This is a genomic window from Flavobacterium nitratireducens (assembly GCF_029625335.1).
GTDB classification, from domain to species: domain Bacteria; phylum Bacteroidota; class Bacteroidia; order Flavobacteriales; family Flavobacteriaceae; genus Flavobacterium; species Flavobacterium nitratireducens.
Genome location: NZ_CP121111.1, coordinates 2,244,444 through 2,261,545 on the forward strand (window position 1 = coordinate 2,244,444; position 17,102 = coordinate 2,261,545).

Annotated in this window: 12 protein-coding genes and 1 pseudogene; 4 read left to right on the plus strand and 9 right to left on the minus strand. The window is 35.0% G+C overall.

The features are described from left to right. The 3 genes from P5P90_RS10575 to P5P90_RS10585 form a co-directional block, all read right to left on the minus strand. Positions 1–345 carry a HopJ type III effector protein gene (locus tag P5P90_RS10575; protein ID WP_278034656.1) on the minus strand — a complete coding sequence of 115 codons (345 nt, stop codon included), beginning with the start codon at positions 343–345 and terminating at the stop codon, positions 1–3. A 100-nt stretch (positions 346–445) separates the two neighbouring features. Further along, complete coding sequence (rsmI, locus tag P5P90_RS10580) at positions 446–1,162, minus strand: 16S rRNA (cytidine(1402)-2'-O)-methyltransferase (protein ID WP_278034657.1); 717 nt, start codon at positions 1,160–1,162, stop codon at positions 446–448. A gap of 23 nt (positions 1,163–1,185) precedes the next feature. Next, positions 1,186–2,229, minus strand: a complete 1,044-nt coding sequence (locus P5P90_RS10585) for a hypothetical protein (RefSeq protein ID WP_278034658.1) — start codon at positions 2,227–2,229, stop codon at positions 1,186–1,188. Between the two features lie 205 nt (positions 2,230–2,434). Here P5P90_RS10585 and P5P90_RS10590 point away from each other — a divergent pair, with 205 nt between their 5' ends. Continuing rightward, positions 2,435–3,025: a thymidine kinase gene (locus tag P5P90_RS10590; protein WP_278034659.1), complete on the plus strand. Its 591-nt coding sequence runs from the start codon at positions 2,435–2,437 to the stop codon at positions 3,023–3,025. A gap of 115 nt (positions 3,026–3,140) precedes the next feature. Beyond that, positions 3,141–3,542 carry a YMGG-like glycine zipper-containing protein gene (locus tag P5P90_RS10595; RefSeq protein ID WP_278034660.1) on the plus strand — a complete coding sequence of 134 codons (402 nt, stop codon included), beginning with the start codon at positions 3,141–3,143 and terminating at the stop codon, positions 3,540–3,542. Positions 3,543–3,602: 60 nt separating this feature from the next. Here P5P90_RS10595 and rpoN read toward each other — a convergent pair. The 3 genes and pseudogenes from rpoN to P5P90_RS10610 form a co-directional block, all read right to left on the minus strand. Continuing rightward, positions 3,603–5,064, minus strand: a pseudogene (rpoN, locus tag P5P90_RS10600) (RNA polymerase factor sigma-54). Between the two features lie 83 nt (positions 5,065–5,147). Further along, entirely contained in the window at positions 5,148–6,581 is a 1,434-nt protein-coding gene (gene asnS, locus P5P90_RS10605) for an asparagine--tRNA ligase (RefSeq protein WP_278034661.1), read from the minus strand. 507 nt (positions 6,582–7,088) lie between these two features. Continuing rightward, positions 7,089–7,598 (minus strand): outer membrane beta-barrel protein, encoded by a 510-nt coding sequence (locus P5P90_RS10610; RefSeq protein WP_422851738.1) that lies wholly within the window; start codon positions 7,596–7,598, stop codon positions 7,089–7,091. Positions 7,599–7,916: 318 nt separating this feature from the next. Between P5P90_RS10610 and P5P90_RS10615 the strand changes: the two genes are divergently transcribed. Next, positions 7,917–8,369, plus strand: coding sequence for a hypothetical protein (locus tag P5P90_RS10615; protein WP_278034663.1), 453 nt, complete (start codon positions 7,917–7,919; stop codon positions 8,367–8,369). A 76-nt stretch (positions 8,370–8,445) separates the two neighbouring features. Here the strand turns inward: P5P90_RS10615 and P5P90_RS10620 are convergent, their stop codons facing one another. From P5P90_RS10620 to P5P90_RS10630, 3 genes are all read right to left on the minus strand, one after another. Beyond that, entirely contained in the window at positions 8,446–11,058 is a 2,613-nt protein-coding gene (locus tag P5P90_RS10620) for an MGH1-like glycoside hydrolase domain-containing protein (RefSeq protein ID WP_278034664.1), read from the minus strand. A 298-nt stretch (positions 11,059–11,356) separates the two neighbouring features. Further along, entirely contained in the window at positions 11,357–12,187 is an 831-nt protein-coding gene (locus P5P90_RS10625) for a mechanosensitive ion channel family protein (protein WP_278034665.1), read from the minus strand. Between the two features lie 26 nt (positions 12,188–12,213). Continuing rightward, a complete protein-coding gene (locus P5P90_RS10630; protein ID WP_278034666.1) occupies positions 12,214–14,634 on the minus strand; it encodes an efflux RND transporter permease subunit in 2,421 nt (806 codons plus the stop codon). Positions 14,635–14,830: 196 nt separating this feature from the next. On the opposite strand from P5P90_RS10630, the gene P5P90_RS10635 reads away from it, so the two are divergent. After that, positions 14,831–17,101 (plus strand): cation:proton antiporter domain-containing protein, encoded by a 2,271-nt coding sequence (locus tag P5P90_RS10635; RefSeq protein WP_278034667.1) that lies wholly within the window; start codon positions 14,831–14,833, stop codon positions 17,099–17,101. Position 17,102 lies beyond the last annotated feature (1 nt).

Here is a 17,102-nt window from a genome sequence, read left to right on the forward strand (position 1 = left end):
TTATTTTAATTCTAAAGCAGTACCTTCAAATTGGATTCCGTTCCAACCGTGAACCATAAAGTTTCTGATATTTTGGTGGTTTGTTCCTTCTGGATCGCCTAAAACTTCATCACGGTAAAAAGCACCAAAACAAGCCAAAGTTTCATCTTGAGATAAGTTTTGTAATTGAGCAAAAGCAAATAATTTGCAAGAACCGGAGTTAGTTCCGGCAGCGTTATGTGTATTTCCGTTTTGGAAAGCTGTTGGAGTAAATTCGTAGTTCGCTTCGATTACTTCAATAGTTTCAGGGAAAGTAATTGTTTCTGGTGTTTGTTTTAATTTTTCTAAAAAAGTTTGGATATTCATGAGTTGTATATAATTTTTTTTGTCAGTTCGAGCGAAGTCGCGAACTCACTTAGCATCTCGACTTCGCTCGATGTGACAAAACGAGATTAAGTGATTAGTTCTATTCTTCGTCTTTTTGAAATTTATTTTTCTTGGCTTCTTTTACAATAGTTTTTCCAGCTACGACCACTACAATTTCGCCACGTGGAGCTGTTTTTTCAAAGTGAGCCAAGACTTCTTTAGCAGTTCCTCTTCTGTTTTCTTCGTGTAGTTTAGAAAGTTCTCTGGAGACACATATTTGTCGGTCTTCGCCAAAATAAGTTATAAATTCGGCTAGTGTTTTTGCTAATTTATGTGGAGAAACATAGATAATCATCGTTCTGGTTTCTTCGGCAAGTTCTAAATAGCGGGTTTGACGTCCTTTTTTTTCCGGAAGAAAACCTTCGAAAACAAATTTGTCATTAGGCAAACCACTATTCACTAAAGCGGGTACAAAAGCCGTTGCTCCTGGAAGGCATTCTACAGCAATTCCATTTTCAACACAGGCGCGGGTAAGCAGAAAACCAGGATCGGAAATTGCAGGTGTTCCCGCATCCGAAATCAAAGCGATGTTTTCGCCAGCCTTGAGTCGTGCAATAACGTTCTCTATGGTTTTGTGTTCATTATGCATGTGATGACTATGCATATGCGTGCTAATCTCAAAATGTTTGAGGAGTTTTCCACTGGTACGAGTATCTTCGGCTAGAATCAAGTCGACTTCTTTTAGAATCCTTATGGCTCTAAAAGTCATGTCTTCGAGATTGCCTATGGGCGTGGGAACGATATATAATTTAGACATAAATTAGTTAGTGTTCAGTTGTTTTAAAGGAATTTTTTCTCAATAATTTCCATAAAACGTTCTTCGTACTCTTCTTTTCCTTCCCAGTTGTTGTAATCTGGTTTCACCATATCATCAATAAAACTCTTGGTTTCATAATAATTATCAAAAGTGATGATTTGGTTCATAACACGAATGTAATCTTCGTTGCTATTGCCAAAAAGATGTTTTACAAAAGCAATTCGGTCATTCAAATCGATTTCGATTCCTTTTGAAAATTTATCGTTCAAAGTAACCGTTTTTGCACTTGGTTTTTCTGCTGTCTCTACCGCTTTTTCAATAGGAGTTTCTTCTATTATTTCCGTTTTTTCTTCTTTATTTTCAATAGGTTCAGCAGCTTCAAAAACAATTTCTTTAGTTACTTCTGCTGGAACATCATCTACTTTTACAAATTCCGGTTCACTATAGTCTAAACCTAATAAATCTTCAAATGAAATTTGTAGTGGTTCTGGTCTTTTTGTTTCTTCGATTTCGGGTGCTTCAGTTAGTTCAAAAGCAGCCTTAAAAGAAGGAACTTCAACTTCTTCCTCTTCTTCGGTTTCTTCCTCGATTACGGCTTCTTCTTCATTGAATTCTATTTCATTTTCTTCGATTGCTTCTTCTTCATCCGAGATTAGATCTTCCTCTTCTACCTCTGTTTCTTCAACTTCAGCTTCAGCTATTGGTTCCTCTTGAATGGTTTCTTCTACGGGGCTAACTATTTCGGCTTCTTTTTCTTCTACAATTGCCGCAACTGCTTCTTCGGTTTTTGTTTCTGGAAAAATATTGCTTTCCGTCATTTCGATTACAGTTTCTACTGGCAAAGTTGCTTCTTTGTCGTAGAATTCTTCAATCTCTTTTTCTATTTCGCTGTAGTTTCCAATAGTAGGTTTTACTTCGCCGTAATTTTCTTCAATAAATTTTAAAACAGACAGCTTTTCATATAGTTTTTGGGTTTCCAAATACAATTGATTAACATCAGATTTATCTTTTAATTGTAAAATTCTGTGTGCGATGCTAATTAAGTCGGCTTCTAATTTTTTTTTCATAGTGGTTACGTATTTTGGCGAATGTCTTTTTGTTTATCAGGATTCAAAGGTTTTAAAGAACTGCTTTTAAATAAGTACTCATAAACCTTCGAATTGCTAAAAATTTTCTACTTTTGAGAAAGTGTAAAAGTATAAAATCTTAAACCGATTTTCTGTTTACAAAGTAATAAAAACTATTCATTTTTTAAGTTAGGAAAAGTATAAAATGTTTCTCGAAAATACAGTAAATCATAAAGAGCAGTTTGGTTGGATTGAAGTTATTTGCGGTTCCATGTTTTCGGGTAAAACAGAAGAATTGATTCGCCGATTAAAGAGAGCTCAATTTGCCAAACAAAAAGTTGAAATTTTTAAACCGGAAGTAGATACTCGTTATCATCACGATATGGTAGTTTCTCATGATGCTAATGAAATTCGTTCTACACCTGTTCCAGCTGCTGCTAATATTGCGATTTTGGCACAAGGTTGTGATGTAGTTGGTATTGACGAAGCGCAATTTTTTGATGATGAAATAGTAAGAGTTTGTAATGATTTAGCTAATCAAGGGATAAGAGTTATTGTTGCTGGATTGGATATGGATTTTAAAGGGAATCCTTTTGGCCCTATGCCTGCATTGATGGCCACTGCCGAATATGTTACTAAGGTACATGCTGTTTGTACTCGAACAGGAAATCTAGCACATTATAGTTTTAGAAAAACTGCCAATGATAAATTAGTTTTGTTAGGAGAAACGGAAGAATATGAACCCCTGAGCCGTGCAGCATATTTTGAAGCTATTCAGAAAAATCAAGAAGAATAGCATCTTTTTTTTACCCAGATTATAATTCTATAATATTTTGATCAAATCCTGTAACGGTTCTGATAGGCTGTTGCACGTATCTTTGTATAGTATTAATTTTTAAATAGTATAAGTCATGAGATATGTGTATATAATGTTAGTGTCGTTAATGATTGTTTCTTGTAAAAAAACAGAAGCAGCAGGAGTAACTAAAGATAGTCAGGCAAGTATTGACTCTATGAAAATAGAAATGGCCAAACAAAAAGCGATTGATTCAATGAAATTGGAAATGGCTAAACAAGAAGCAGTTGCGCCTCAGAAAGAGGTAGTTGTAGTTGAACAACAAGCGGCTGCGGCTCCAGCAGAGAGAAAGAAATGGAGCAGCACGGCAAAAGGGGCTGTTATTGGTGCTGGTGTGGGAGCTGCAACAGGAGCAATCATCAGTAAGAAAAAAGGAGAAGGAGCTATTATTGGTGGTTTAGCTGGTGCAGGTGTAGGTGCCGGTACCGGAGCCATTATTGATAGTAATAAAGAATAGTATTTGGTTTTTGTTTATGTTTAAAAGGCTGTTTTGAATTTTCAAAACAGCCTTTTTTTATTATATCTTTTTCCGCATTCTAGCTACCGGAATATCCAGTTGTTCACGGTATTTGGCAATGGTTCTTCGGGCAATTGGGTAGCCTTTGTCTTTTAGAATCTCGGCTAATTGATCGTCAGGAAGTGGTTTTTTCTTGTCTTCTTCTTCAATAACATTTTGAAGGATTTTTTTAATTTCAAGAGTTGAAACATCTTCTCCCTGATCATTTTTCATTGCTTCCGAGAAAAATTCCTTAATCAGTTTGGTGCCATAAGGTGTTTCCACATATTTACTGTTGGCCACTCGAGAAACAGTAGAAATATCCAGACCTACAATATCGGCAATATCTTTTAGGATCATCGGTTTTAACTTGGTTTCGTCACCGTCTAAAGAAATATTCTTCCTGATAATGCATAATGGCATTCATGGTTACAAAAAGGGTTTCCTGACGCTGTTTGATGGCATCAATAAACCATTTGGCCGAGTCTAATTTTTGTTTGATAAACTGAACTGCCTCTTTTTGAGCTCCCGATTTGTCCCTAGAGTCTTTATAAGTTTGTAACATTTCTTGATAATCTTTAGAAACGTGTAGGGAAGGAGCGTTGCGTCCATTCAAAGTCAATTCGAGTTCATTATCAATGATTCGAATGGCAAAATCAGGAACTACATTTTCGGTGATTTTGTTGTTTCCTGTAAAACTTCCTCCTGGTTTTGGGTTCAGTTTTTCAATTTCGTAAACTGCTTTTTTAAGCTGTTCGTTAGAAACATTGTATTTCTGAATCAATTTGTCGTAATGTTTTTTGGTAAAAGCATCAAATTGATTTTCGATAATATCAGCGGCTAAATCAACCGAATCCGTTGGTGTTTTGTGCTTGAGTTGTAACAAAAGGCATTCTTGCAAATCACGAGCCCCTACACCTGATGGCTCTAATTGGTGGATAACCTGCAACATGCGTTCAACCATGTATTCATCCGTATAAATACCTTGGGTAAAAGCCATGTCATCAACAATGTCTGGAATACTTCGGCGGATGTAACCCATATCGTCAATGCTTCCCACTAAGAATTCGGCAATCTCTCTTTCGTGATCTTCCAGAATAAAAGTGTTCAGTTGATTGATTAAATCCTGATGAAAACTGATAGGAGCCGCTAAGGGTGATTCGCGATTTTCATCGTCATCACTGTAATTATTGGCTTGGGTTTTATAATCAGGAGTATCATCATCACTTAGGTATTCGTCAATGTTGATGTCATCTGCATCAATGCTTTCTGAATCCTCATAATCATCGTAATCGTCATTTTCAAATTCGTCTTTTTCGTAATCATCCTCATCTTTTCCGGATTCGAGAGCCGGGTTTTCGTTCATTTCTTCTAAAAGACGTTGCTCAAAAGCTTGCGTAGGCAATTGAATTAACTTCATCAGCTGTATTTGCTGTGGAGATAATTTTTGAGATAATTTTAAATTTAAAAATTGCTTTAGCATCTATTTTCAGTTATGAGTTATGGGTTATGAGTTGTAAGTTGAAGTGTGACGCTTAACTTCTAACATTTAACATATAACTTTATTTAAAATTCCGCATTCATTGGTGTTCTTGGAAACGGAATCACATCGCGAATATTGCTCATTCCTGTTACAAAAAGAACTAATCTTTCAAATCCTAGTCCGAAACCAGAGTGAACCGCGCTTCCAAATTTTCTAGTGTCTAAATACCACCATAATTCTTCTTCACTAATTCCTAGGGCTTTCATTTTTTCGATTAAAACATCATAACGCTCTTCTCTTTGTGAACCACCTACAATTTCACCAATTCCAGGGAACAAAATATCCATGGCACGAACCGTTTTTCCGTCTTCGTTCAAACGCATGTAGAACGCTTTAATATTGGCTGGATAATCAAACAGGATTACCGGACATTTAAAGTGTTTTTCTACCAGATAACGCTCGTGTTCCGATTGTAAATCGGCGCCCCATTCGTTGATGATATATTGGAATTTTTTCTTTTTATTAGGTGTCGAATCTCTTAAAATATCGATGGCTTCCGTGTACGAAACACGTTTGAATTTATTGTCTAGAACAAAATTCAATTTTTCAAGCAACGACATTTCGCTTCTTTCTGCCTGAGGTTTTGATTTTTCTTCTTCTAACAAACGACTTTCTAAGAATTTCAAGTCGTCAGAACATTTTTCCATGGTGTATTTAATCACATATTGGATAAAATCCTCGGCCAAATCCATGTTGTCATCCAAATCATTGAAGGCTACTTCTGGTTCAATCATCCAAAATTCGGCTAAGTGGCGAGAAGTATTCGAATTTTCGGCTCTAAAAGTAGGTCCGAAAGTATAAATTTGTCCCAAAGCCATCGCAAAAGTTTCCCCTTCCAGCTGACCTGAAACCGTTAGATTCGTATGTTTTCCAAAGAAATCTTTTTTGTAATCGATGTTGCCTTCTTCGTTTTTTGGTAAGTTTTCCAATGGTAACGAAGTCACCTGAAACATCTCTCCAGCTCCTTCAGCATCGGCTCCGGTGATAATTGGCGTATTAACATATACAAAACCTTTTTGTTGAAAATAGCTGTGCACCGCAAAGGATAATACCGAACGTACTCTCATAATCGCCCCAAAAGCATTGGTTCTCACACGCAAATGCGCATTTTCACGTAAAAATTCCAAAGAGTGTTTTTTAGGCTGCATTGGGAATTTCTCAGGGTCTGAATCTCCTAAGATTTCCAATTTAGCCACCTGAATTTCTACCTTCTGACCAGCACCTTTACTTTCAACCAAAGTACCCGTTACCGATACCGCCGCACCCGTAGTAATTCTTTTTAAAATATCTTCTGGGGTATTTTCAAAATCTACCACACATTGGATGTTATTGATAGTCGAACCATCATTCAAAGCAATAAACTGATTGTTTCTAAAAGTTCTTACCCATCCTTTTGCATTTACCTCCTGTAGTGTTACTGCGCTATTCAATAAGTCTTTAACTTTTGTATGCTTCATTTATCTATAAATATCGATTAGAATTCATCCTGTTTTACACAGACAAATATAATTCATTTTTTCAAAGCAGTAAACTCGATTCAATTCTTATTAGGAGCATTATCCCGTTATCCGCTTTATCTTGTGGGGCAAAAGCCAAGCCCCACAAGGATGCCGCTACTACCGGGGCTAGAAATGTGTGAACGAAATATATGTCATCCTTACAGGACTATAAATATACCGCTCCTACGGAGCTATTTATTCGTGGCCTATTATTTTTCCCGAAATAAATTTCGGGGCTACAAAAGCTTCGTTCCTACGGAACTTCGTTTTATTGAGGTTTTAAACAGAGCCGTAGGCTCGGCATATTTTGTAGGGATGGATTTCAATCCATCCGAAGTAGGTACGGAATATAGTATTTAAGCTAGTCAAGTTTGGATTAGCCGCGTTGCAAACGCTACGATTTTTATTTTAATTTAAATAGGTACTCGATGTAATCGAGCAGCAGTTTGGGGTCAGTTCGAGACATTATTGTTTTGAAATCAATGTGCTTATATCGAATAGTAAATTCAAATAAAAGCCATAATTTTTAGCTGTGTTATTTTCGCTATCTAAAGTATTCGTTAAATTTCGATCTGCTAAAACTTCGATGCTTAAAGATTTAGAAAAGTTAACTCCCATGCCAAGAAGAACCCCAATATTTGATTTTCTATGAAAGTCTTCAAGAAGTTCTTGATCTGTACGAGCAGTTTTATCTAAAATTGAAGTCAATCTAAATCCTCCTGTTACATAATATCCTTTGTTGTATTCTTTATTTACATCAAATTTTGTCAATAAGTGTGCTTGCAATGTTTTTAATCTTACTCTTTCAAAAAGCCTTCCAGCATTAGGCGTATCGTAACTAGCAACTTCGTTTGTAGTATTGTAGATGCCGTATAGTTTTAACGCGAGGTTATCGTTCATAACATATTCTCCAAATAACCCTAAATTGATATCACTATTTGCTGCTCCTCCATTTATTGGACCATCAATTTCTATATCTTAGTAATTTCCGCCAATTAACAATCCGTAATTAAAGTCTTGTAAAAATCCTTTAAGACTTAACAGAAAAATAATAGTTACAAAGAAGTTTTTCATTTAAAAAAATAATTAATGTCAAAGTTCAAATTAAAACTAATGTCTAGCAACTTAAGGAGTTCAATTCTTAGGGAAGCTTTTCAATTATATAAAAAAACTTTGTCAAACAGAATTTTCGTACTGTTTTAAAGCTATATTTCATTAGGATTAAAATTGTATTGTAATTATTTGTGTAAGCTTTTAACTTTATTTGTTTCGATTTTAAAACAGAAATATATTTTGGAAAAATTTGAAATAGAATTAAAATGGGCAAGTTATTTTTTAATTGTAAATACTATAATAGCTATTGTTGTTACGGTATTTATGTTGGTTTTCTTTCTCTTGAGTTTAGAAAATAGCTATGACTCAAAGTTTAGTTCTATATTTATAATAATATTATTAGGTATTCAATTTTTCTATTTCGTTAGAAAGGCAATTAAAGAGAATAAAGAACATCAAGCTATACGATTTTTTTCAAAACTGGCAATCCTTTTTAGAGTTTTAGGATTATTTATTTGGTTGAAATATTTAGTTAGTATTTCACCTATTTCTGTTTTGGACAGTTATTTTGTTATAGAAAACAAGAAAAAAAATCTATCAGAATATTTAGTAGACGAGGATGATTTAATCTATAATAATAGCAATTGGCTTAATGATTTTGTAATTATATTAAGTCGAAAATTTCGTAAATAATTGCATTGTTAAAAACAGAAAATCCCATCTCGTTCCTCAAAACAAGACAGGATTTTATAAGTTGTAAAAAAATAGTTTATTCGTCTAATTCCAAAATCAAATTAGCAATCAGAGCCGTCCAACCCGTTTGGTGTGAAGCGCCTAAACCTTTTCCGGTGTCTCCGTCAAAAAATTCATAGAAAAGATGTTCGTTTCTAAAATGCTCGTTTTTGGCAAAATGCATTTCGTGATCGTCCGAATGGTATTGGAATTTACCTTCGCTATTGCGTTCAAACAATCGGATTAAGCGTTTTGTCAACTCGTTAGCAATTTGTTTTAGATTCAATTTGTTGCCAGAACCTGTTGGGAATTCATAGATGTATGTTGGTCCATAAAATTTATAATATTGACGCAACGATTGAATTATCATGTAGTTTAAAGGCATCCAGATAGGACCACGCCAGTTTGAATTTCCTCCAAACATCCCTGAACGGCTTTCTCCTGGTTCATATTGAATTTGGTGAGAATTGTTAAACACAAAAGGATGGTCTTTATGGTATTTAGACAACGAGCGAATTCCGTAATCGGAGAGGAATTCATTTTCGTCTAACAAACGTTTTAATAGGTTTTCCAATCTAAAACCACGCATTATGGAGAACAAGAAATTCCCATCTGCATTGGCTTTTTCTAAGTTGGAAATTAGAGAAGCTAAATCGGGACGGGTTCTTATGATTTCATTGGCACGATTTCTAAATTCTTGCAACTCATCAAATAAGTCTTTGTGCATGATTTCGACTGCAAACAATGGAATCACACCCACTAAAGAACGTACTCGTAAGCGCTCGGTTTTTCCATTCGACATTTGTACCACATCATAGTAAAAATTGTCTTGGTCGTCCCAAAGAGAAATATCTTTTTTACCAATGTGGTGCATGGCCCAGGCAATATTCAAAAAGTGTCGGAAAAACTTCGCCGAAATCTCTTCGTATATTTTGTTAGTGATTGCCAGTTCTAATGACATACGCAACATGTTCAACGAAAACATTGCCATCCAACTAGTCGCATCGGCTTGTTGCATTTTTTTTATTCCTTCGGGCATGTGATTGCGGTCAAAAACCCCAATGTTATCTAATCCTAAGAATCCGCCCTCGAATAAGTCGGTTCCACTGGTGTCTTTTTGGTTCACCCACCAAGTAAAGTTGATGAGTAGTTTTTGGAAGGCTTTTTCAAGGAATGGCGTATCAGCTTTTCCTGTACGGTTTTTGTCTTTTTCATAGACTTTCCAAACCGCCCAAGAGTGTACAGGAGGATTTACATCGCTAAAATTCCATTCGTAAGCTGGAATTTGGCCGTTAGGATGCATATAGCTTTCTTGTAAAACCAATAACAATTGTTGTTTGGCAAAATAGGGGTCAATTTCCACAAAGGAAGCCATGTGAAAAGCCAAGTCCCAAGCGGCATACCATGGATATTCCCATTTGTCTGGCATCGAAATTACATGGCGATTGTTTAGGTGTTGCCAACTGTAATTGCGCAAATTACTTCTATTGGCCGGAGTTTCCTCAATGCCTCCAAACAGCCATTTGTGAATATTGAAATAGTAGAATTGTTTAGTCCATAATAAACCTGAAAAAGCACTCTTGGCAATGGCACGATGGGCTTCGGGTATTTTTTCGTTTATGGTTTCGTTATAAAAATTTTCACACTCTTGTTTTCTTTTATCAAATACCGATTCAAAATCAGCCCATGGATTTTCCAGTACCGAATTGCTTAAACGGATTCGGATGGTTTTTTCTTCTCCTGCTTGTAAGTCTAACTGATGCCAAATGGCTACTTTGGTTCCTGTTTTGTTTGGATTTACAGTAGCTTCTCCGTTTACAACATGGTTGTTAATCCCATCTTTGACATATTCGTATTCGTTAGCAAAGTTGTAAATACGTTTGTTGTTAGTTTCATTCTCACAAAACAATTGTTGTCCTCCTTCATGGTACAGGTAGTAATCGCCTATTCGGCTACTTTTAGAAAGCACCACATTATCCCCATAGGATTCCATATTGGGTCTTGGATGACGGTTGTTGTGTTTCCAAAAATTTCGGAACCAATAATGTGGTAACACGTGAATGCTGGCTGCTGCTTCTCCACGGTTTGCTACAGTCACCTTCATTAAAATATCGTCTACATTGGCTTTGGCATATTCGATATAACAATCAAAATAGGCGTTGTTGTTAAAACTGTTCGTGTCTAAAATTTCAAATTCTGGTTCCTCACGACTGCGACGGTTGTTGTTGACTAAATCGCTATATGGAAATTCGTTTTGTGGGTATTTGTATAAATAGCGGTTATAAGTATGTGTAGGAGTAGAAACTTGGTGAAAGTACAATTCCTTAACGTCTTCGCCATGATTCCCTTGATTATTGGTTAAACCAAATAAACGTTCTTTGATAATAGGATCTTTGCCATTCCAAAAGGCAGGCGCCAAACATAAAATTTCTCTGGAGTCACAAAAACCACCAATACCTTCCTCTCCCCAGCGGTAAGCGTTGCTTCGGGCTTTGTCATGGTCTATAAATTCCCAAGCTTCTCCGTGTTCGCTATAATCTTCACGAACGGTTCCCCATTGCCTTTCGGCTAAATAAGGTCCCCATTTTTTCCAATTTCTGTAATTATCAGAAACGGCTAATCTTTCTGATTCAGAATTCGTATGTCCCATATTGTTAGTATGCTAATTAGTGGTATCATTCTTTTGTAAGCCTTCCAAAAAGGGAAATATTTCGTTCCTATTTTTGTAAAGTACTTAAGTAAAAATAAGATTTTTTTCTGCAAATACTTCTCTAGTCAATACTATTTGCTGATTATAGGTATTGTTAAGATTCTTTTTTGTTATTCAAAAAAAATCAAGCGTTTTTTTTGATGAATTAATGATAATAGCCTTATTCAAAAAAGAAAATCCTGACGGTTTATAGGTCAGGATTTTATACTATTTCTTTTTTTATTAAAAAAAATGCCTCTTATTTCTTCGCAGGGCTGTCTACATGAGGAGCTGAAATATGAAGATTGTAATCGGTAAATTGCGTATATACTTTTTCGTTCATGTCAAAAAATACTGCGGTGTGATTGGATCCGTCTACCCAAACTTTTACAGCAATAGTTACTGTGCTATCAGTTAAAGAAGCGATTCCAATAAATGGCGCAGGTTGTTTTAATATTCTAGCATCCTGTTCGATAAAATGAGTCATGGCTTTTTTAAATTTTTCAATATCATCACCAAAAGCGATTCCAAAAGTCCAATCTACTCTTCTTGTAGGTTCAGCCGAATGGTTTGTTAAAGCGCCTGTTGATAATGGACCGTTAGGAATAATGACTAGTTTTTTATCGGCAGTGTTAAGCATTGTAGAAAAAATACTGATTTCTTTTACCGTACCAATAAAACCTTGTGCCTCGATAGTATCACCAATTCGGAATGGTTTCAGGATTAAAATAATAACGCCTCCGGCAAAATTTTGCAAGGTGCCTGATAATGCCATACCTACTGCTAAACCAGCTGCTCCAAGAATTGCTACAAACGAAGTCATTTGGATACCAATCATCCCCATAACTGTTATGGCAACTAAAACTTTTAGTGTAATATTAGTTAGGCTTCTTAAGAATGGAATCAATGATTGGTCAATTTTCGATCTTTCTAAAGATTTTCCAACCGCTTTTGTAACGATTTTAGTAAACCATAAACCAATTACTAAAACTATAATTCCTCCTACTAATTTTGGAGCGTATTCAAAACCAAAGTCTATAGATTTGTCTATGTATTTGTTAACTAATGTAACTTGTTGATCGATTAACATTGTTAGTTGTTTTTATTTCTAAAAGTTTAAAGTTTGATTTTATCTAAAGCGTCGATCTCTTCATCACTATGCTCAATGATGTCAATTTTAGGTTCTATAAATTCCTGTTCGTTAGCTAATGTTTTGTTTAAGGTCAATACTAATGAAGGCAATAACATTAAGTTAGACAACATTCCAAATAATAAGGTTAATGAAATTAATCCACCCAGAGCAATTGTTCCTCCAAAACTTGAAAGCATGAAAACAGAGAATCCAAAGAACAATACGATAGAAGTATAAAACATACTTAAACCGGCATCGTTAAATGTAGCATATACTGATTTACGGATTTTCCAATTGTTTTTCTTTAATTCTTCTCGGTATTGTGCTAAGAATCGGACCGTGTCGTCTACCGAAAGTCCAAACGCAATTCCGAACACCAATATTGTTGATGGTTTTAATGGGATTCCTAAAAAGCCCATCAATCCTGCGGTTAACAATAATGGTAGTAAATTTGGAATAATAGAAACCAGAATCATTTTGAATGAACGGAACATAAATCCGATTAATAATGCCGTTAAGAAAAAGGCAAATACTAATGACGAAAGTAAGTTGTCTAGTAAGTAACCCGTTCCTTTTTGGAATACCAAAGCCTTACCAGTGATTGTAACATTGTAACGGTCTGGTGGGAAAATTTTATTGGCTTGTTTTCTAATTTCAGCTTCCACTTTTGGTATCGCACTTCCGTTCTCATCACGCATGAAAGTAGTGATTCGGGCAAATTGACCTGTCGAATCCACATAGCTTTTCATTAAATTTTCTTTGGAATTCTTTGTGGCATTTTTAGCATAAGATAGGATGAATCCCTGCTCTTGCGAAGTAGGTAAATCATAATATTCTGGATTTCCATTGTAGTAAGCTTGTTTGGAATATTTAACTAAATTAACAATGGAAATAGGTTTAGATAGTTCTGGAATTTCATCTATGGCTTTCTCAAGTTCGTCCATACGTCTAAGCGTAGAAAGTTTCATAACACCTTTTTTGCGTTTAGTGTCAATCATAATTTCTAATGGCATAACCCCATCAAATTCTTTTTCGAAGAAAATAATATCTTGGAAAAAGGCTTCTTTTTTAGGCATGTCTTCGATTAAACTTCCCGAAATACGCATTTCGTAAATTCCAATAATACTGATTACTAACAATGAAATGGCTACTACATAAACAGAAAAACGGTTGTATTTTATGTTGTGCAAAATCCAATCCATGAATTTTTTTACTGATCCACGGTCTAAGTGCTCAATATGGCGGTCTTTAGGTGCAGGTATGTAACTGTGAAAAATAGGAATAACTACAATACACAAAAAGAATAATAGCATGATGTTGATGGAAGTTACATTTCCAAACTCTATTAACAACTTGTTATTGGAAGAAATAAAGGTGAAAAAACCAATTGCTGTAGTAACATTGGTCATTAAAGTTGCCATACCAATTTTGGTTGTTACCCTTTGTAATGCTTTTACTTTGTTGCGGTGTACCTTGTATTCCTGATGGTATTTATTCGTTAGGAAAATACAGTTTGGAATCCCAATAACAATAATCAATGAAGGTACTAAGGCAGTTAGAACCGTGATTTCGTAATTCATTAATCCTAAAACACCAAAAGACCACATTACCCCGATAACCACAATAATGATGGAGATTAAGGTAGCTCTAAAGCTTCGGAAAAAGAAGAAAAACAATAAGGAAGTAACTAATAACGAAGCTCCAATAAAAAGACTGATTTCGTCAGTAATTGTTTTGGCGTTTAGCGTTCGGATATAGGGCATACCTGAAACGCGCAAATCAATATTGGTTTCTTTTTCAAATTTTTCCACAGCAGGAACTAATTTGTCCAGAATATAATCTTTACGGGCTGCGGTGTTTACTATTTTCTTATCCATGTAAACTGCCGAACGAATGCTTCCGGATTTTTTGTTGAATAGCAATCCTTCGTAGAAAGGCATATCATTAAAAAGTTCTTTCCTGATTTTTTCCAGATAGCCTTTGTCCAGTGCTTGCTTTTGGTCTACAAAAGGGATTAATTCGAATTTTTGTAGGGAATCGTTTTTTTGAAGTTTTTTTAAATCGTTGATGGAAATAACTAAATCAATTGCTTTGTCTTTTTTTAGACTGTTCATTAGTGTATTCCAAGCTTTGAAGGCTTTTGGCGTAAATAAAGTATTGTCTTTTACCCCAATAATAACTAAGTTTCCTTCTTCACCAAATTTATTTAAGAACGCATTGTATTCTACATTTGCAATATTGTCTTCTGGTAACATATTGGCTTCAGTGAATGTAAAATGGATATTTTTCCATTGCATTCCTAAAAAAACAGTTATCGCAACGATAATGGATAACATTAAAATTTTATTTCGAAGAACAATACGAGCAATTAACTCCCAAAATCCCAAACTAAACCACTTGATCATAATTGATATTTAAAGGCTGCAAATGTAGTGAAATCAGCAGGAAAGCGCAGTACGATTTGTAAATTTTAAATTAAATTTAGGTTTTTTTAAGCCCTTATTTATGAAATCGTAAACTTAATTTTAGGCTTGTAAATTCTAACAAAGAATTTAGCATCTTTGTGTGGAATAAAAATTAATTATTTTTTGAACTATGGTTTTGAAAAAATATAAAAATTCGCTGTTTTATTTGGGTGTAACAGGATTTTTCTCGGCTTTAATTTATATGATAATCGAGAAAGGAAAATTGTTAGAATTAAAGAAATCGAATCTTGTTATTTCTACTCAAGGGAATTCTTTTGATGATTTTATCCAATCCATGTTGCATAATTTTCAGGACCCTTTGGCCATTCTTTTGGCACAAATTGTAATGATTATTCTAACGGCTCGAATTTTTGGTTGGTTTTTCAAAAAAATAGGACAACCCACGGTTATTGGAGAAATTATTGCGGGTATTGTTCTTGGACCTTCCTTGGTGGGAATGTACTTTCCAGAATTTTCTGCGGCATTATTTCCGGTGGCGTCTTTAGGCAATTTGAAATTTTTAAGTCAGATAGGATTAATTCTGTTCATGTTCGTAATCGGAATGGAACTGGATGTGAAAGTTTTGAAAAACAAAGCAAGTGAAGCTATTGTAATTAGTCATGCCAGTATTATTATTCCCTTTGCTATGGGGATTGGCTTATCTTATTTTGTCTATAATCAGTTTGCCCCTCAAGGTGTAGAATTTCTTTCTTTTAGTCTTTTTATGGGAATTGCCATGAGTATAACGGCTTTCCCGGTTTTGGCTCGTATTGTTCAGGAGCGAGGGATTCACAAAACCCGTTTGGGTGCCATTGTAATTACCTGTGCTGCTGCCGATGATATTACCGCTTGGTGTTTACTAGCTGTGGTTATTGCCATTGTAAAGGCTGGTGATTTTGTTGGTTCACTGTATGTGATTTTTCTAGCATTACTGTATGTTTTGGCGATGCTTTTTATCGTAAAGCCATTCTTGAAAAGAATAGGGGATTTATATGCTGAAAAAGAAAATATTGGGAAGCCTGTAATGGCAATTTTCTTTCTGTTGTTGATTATTTCGTCTTATGCTACCGAAGTTATTGGAATTCATGCTCTTTTTGGCGGATTTATGATGGGGGCTATTATGCCAGATATTGCTAAGTTCCGAATGATTTTTATCGAAAAGGTCGAAGATGTTTCTGTTATTCTATTGCTGCCTTTGTTTTTTGTGTTTACAGGATTGAATACTCAAGTAGGCTTACTAAATGATCCTTATTTGTGGAAAGTTACAGCAGGAATAATAGCTGTAGCTGTTATAGGTAAGTTTGTGGGGAGTGCTTTAGCAGCAAGGTTTGTGGGTCAAAATTGGCATGATAGTTTTACCATCGGAGCATTGATGAATACTCGAGGATTGATGGAACTAATTGTATTAAATATTGGTCTAGAACTTAAAGTACTTACACCTGAAGTTTTTACGATGATGGTCATTATGGCATTGGTAACTACTTTTATGACGGGGCCTGCGCTAGATTTGTTGGATTTGATTTTTAAGAATACACGCGAATCAGAAACTGCTGAGTTGATTGATGAAGATAAGTATCGTATTCTAATCTCCTTTGGTAATAATGAAAAAGGAAAAGCCTTGTTGCATTTGGCTAATGGTTTAACTAAAAAACAAAAAACGGCAACGGTAATTACAGCTATGCATTTGTCGCAAAGTGATGAATTGCACTCCTTTAATATGGAAGAAATTGAAAGAGAAACTTTCGAACCTATTTATGATGAATCAGATCATTTAGGGGTAAAGTTGCTTTCTATTTTTAAAGTGACCAATGATATTGAAACTGAAATAGCTGATGTGGCGAATAACGGTGATTATGATTTATTATTGGTGGGTGTGGGTAAATCTATTTTTGAAGGAAGTTTGCTGGGTAAAGTAATTGGATTTACCACAAGAATTATTAATCCAGATCGTTTGATTGATAAGTTCAAAGGAAAAGAAGGATTGTTTGAAAATTCGCCTTTTGATGAACGCACCAGACAAATTGTGGCTAAGACCAAAAAACCTTTGGGAATTTTAATCGATAATGATTTTGAAGCGTTGAATCAGGTTTTTGTGCCTATAATCAAATCGGATGATGCCATTTTGATTGATATTGTTCAGAAAATGGTTTTTAATAGCAATTCTAAAATCAATATTTTAGATATGAATGGTATTTTGAAAAATAATTTTGTGATGCAAAGTGCGGTTTCGGTTTTGTTGCAAAAATTTCCAAATAATATCAGTGTAATTAATCAGGATGTTATGGATACTAACTTTTTAAAAGAACAAGATTTAATGTTGATTAGTTTAGAAAGTTGGAAAGCAGTGCTTGATACAGACGTGAATTTACCTCTAGGATTTTCTTCTGTATTAATTATTAGAGCCTAAA

What these genes read in the sequence shown, in the direction of transcription:
- P5P90_RS10575 (WP_278034656.1), bottom strand. Translation starts at nt 345, where the DNA reads ATGAATATCCAAACTTTTTTAGAAAAATTAAAACAAACACCAGAAACA.
- rsmI (WP_278034657.1), bottom strand. Translation starts at nt 1,162, where the DNA reads ATGTCTAAATTATATATCGTTCCCACGCCCATAGGCAATCTCGAAGAC.
- P5P90_RS10585 (WP_278034658.1), bottom strand. Translation starts at nt 2,229, where the DNA reads ATGAAAAAAAAATTAGAAGCCGACTTAATTAGCATCGCACACAGAATT.
- P5P90_RS10590 (WP_278034659.1), top strand. Translation starts at nt 2,435, where the DNA reads ATGTTTCTCGAAAATACAGTAAATCATAAAGAGCAGTTTGGTTGGATT.
- P5P90_RS10595 (WP_278034660.1), top strand. Translation starts at nt 3,141, where the DNA reads ATGAGATATGTGTATATAATGTTAGTGTCGTTAATGATTGTTTCTTGT.
- asnS (WP_278034661.1), bottom strand. Translation starts at nt 6,581, where the DNA reads ATGAAGCATACAAAAGTTAAAGACTTATTGAATAGCGCAGTAACACTA.
- P5P90_RS10620 (WP_278034664.1), bottom strand. Translation starts at nt 11,058, where the DNA reads ATGGGACATACGAATTCTGAATCAGAAAGATTAGCCGTTTCTGATAAT.
- P5P90_RS10625 (WP_278034665.1), bottom strand. Translation starts at nt 12,187, where the DNA reads ATGTTAATCGATCAACAAGTTACATTAGTTAACAAATACATAGACAAA.
- P5P90_RS10630 (WP_278034666.1), bottom strand. Translation starts at nt 14,634, where the DNA reads ATGATCAAGTGGTTTAGTTTGGGATTTTGGGAGTTAATTGCTCGTATT.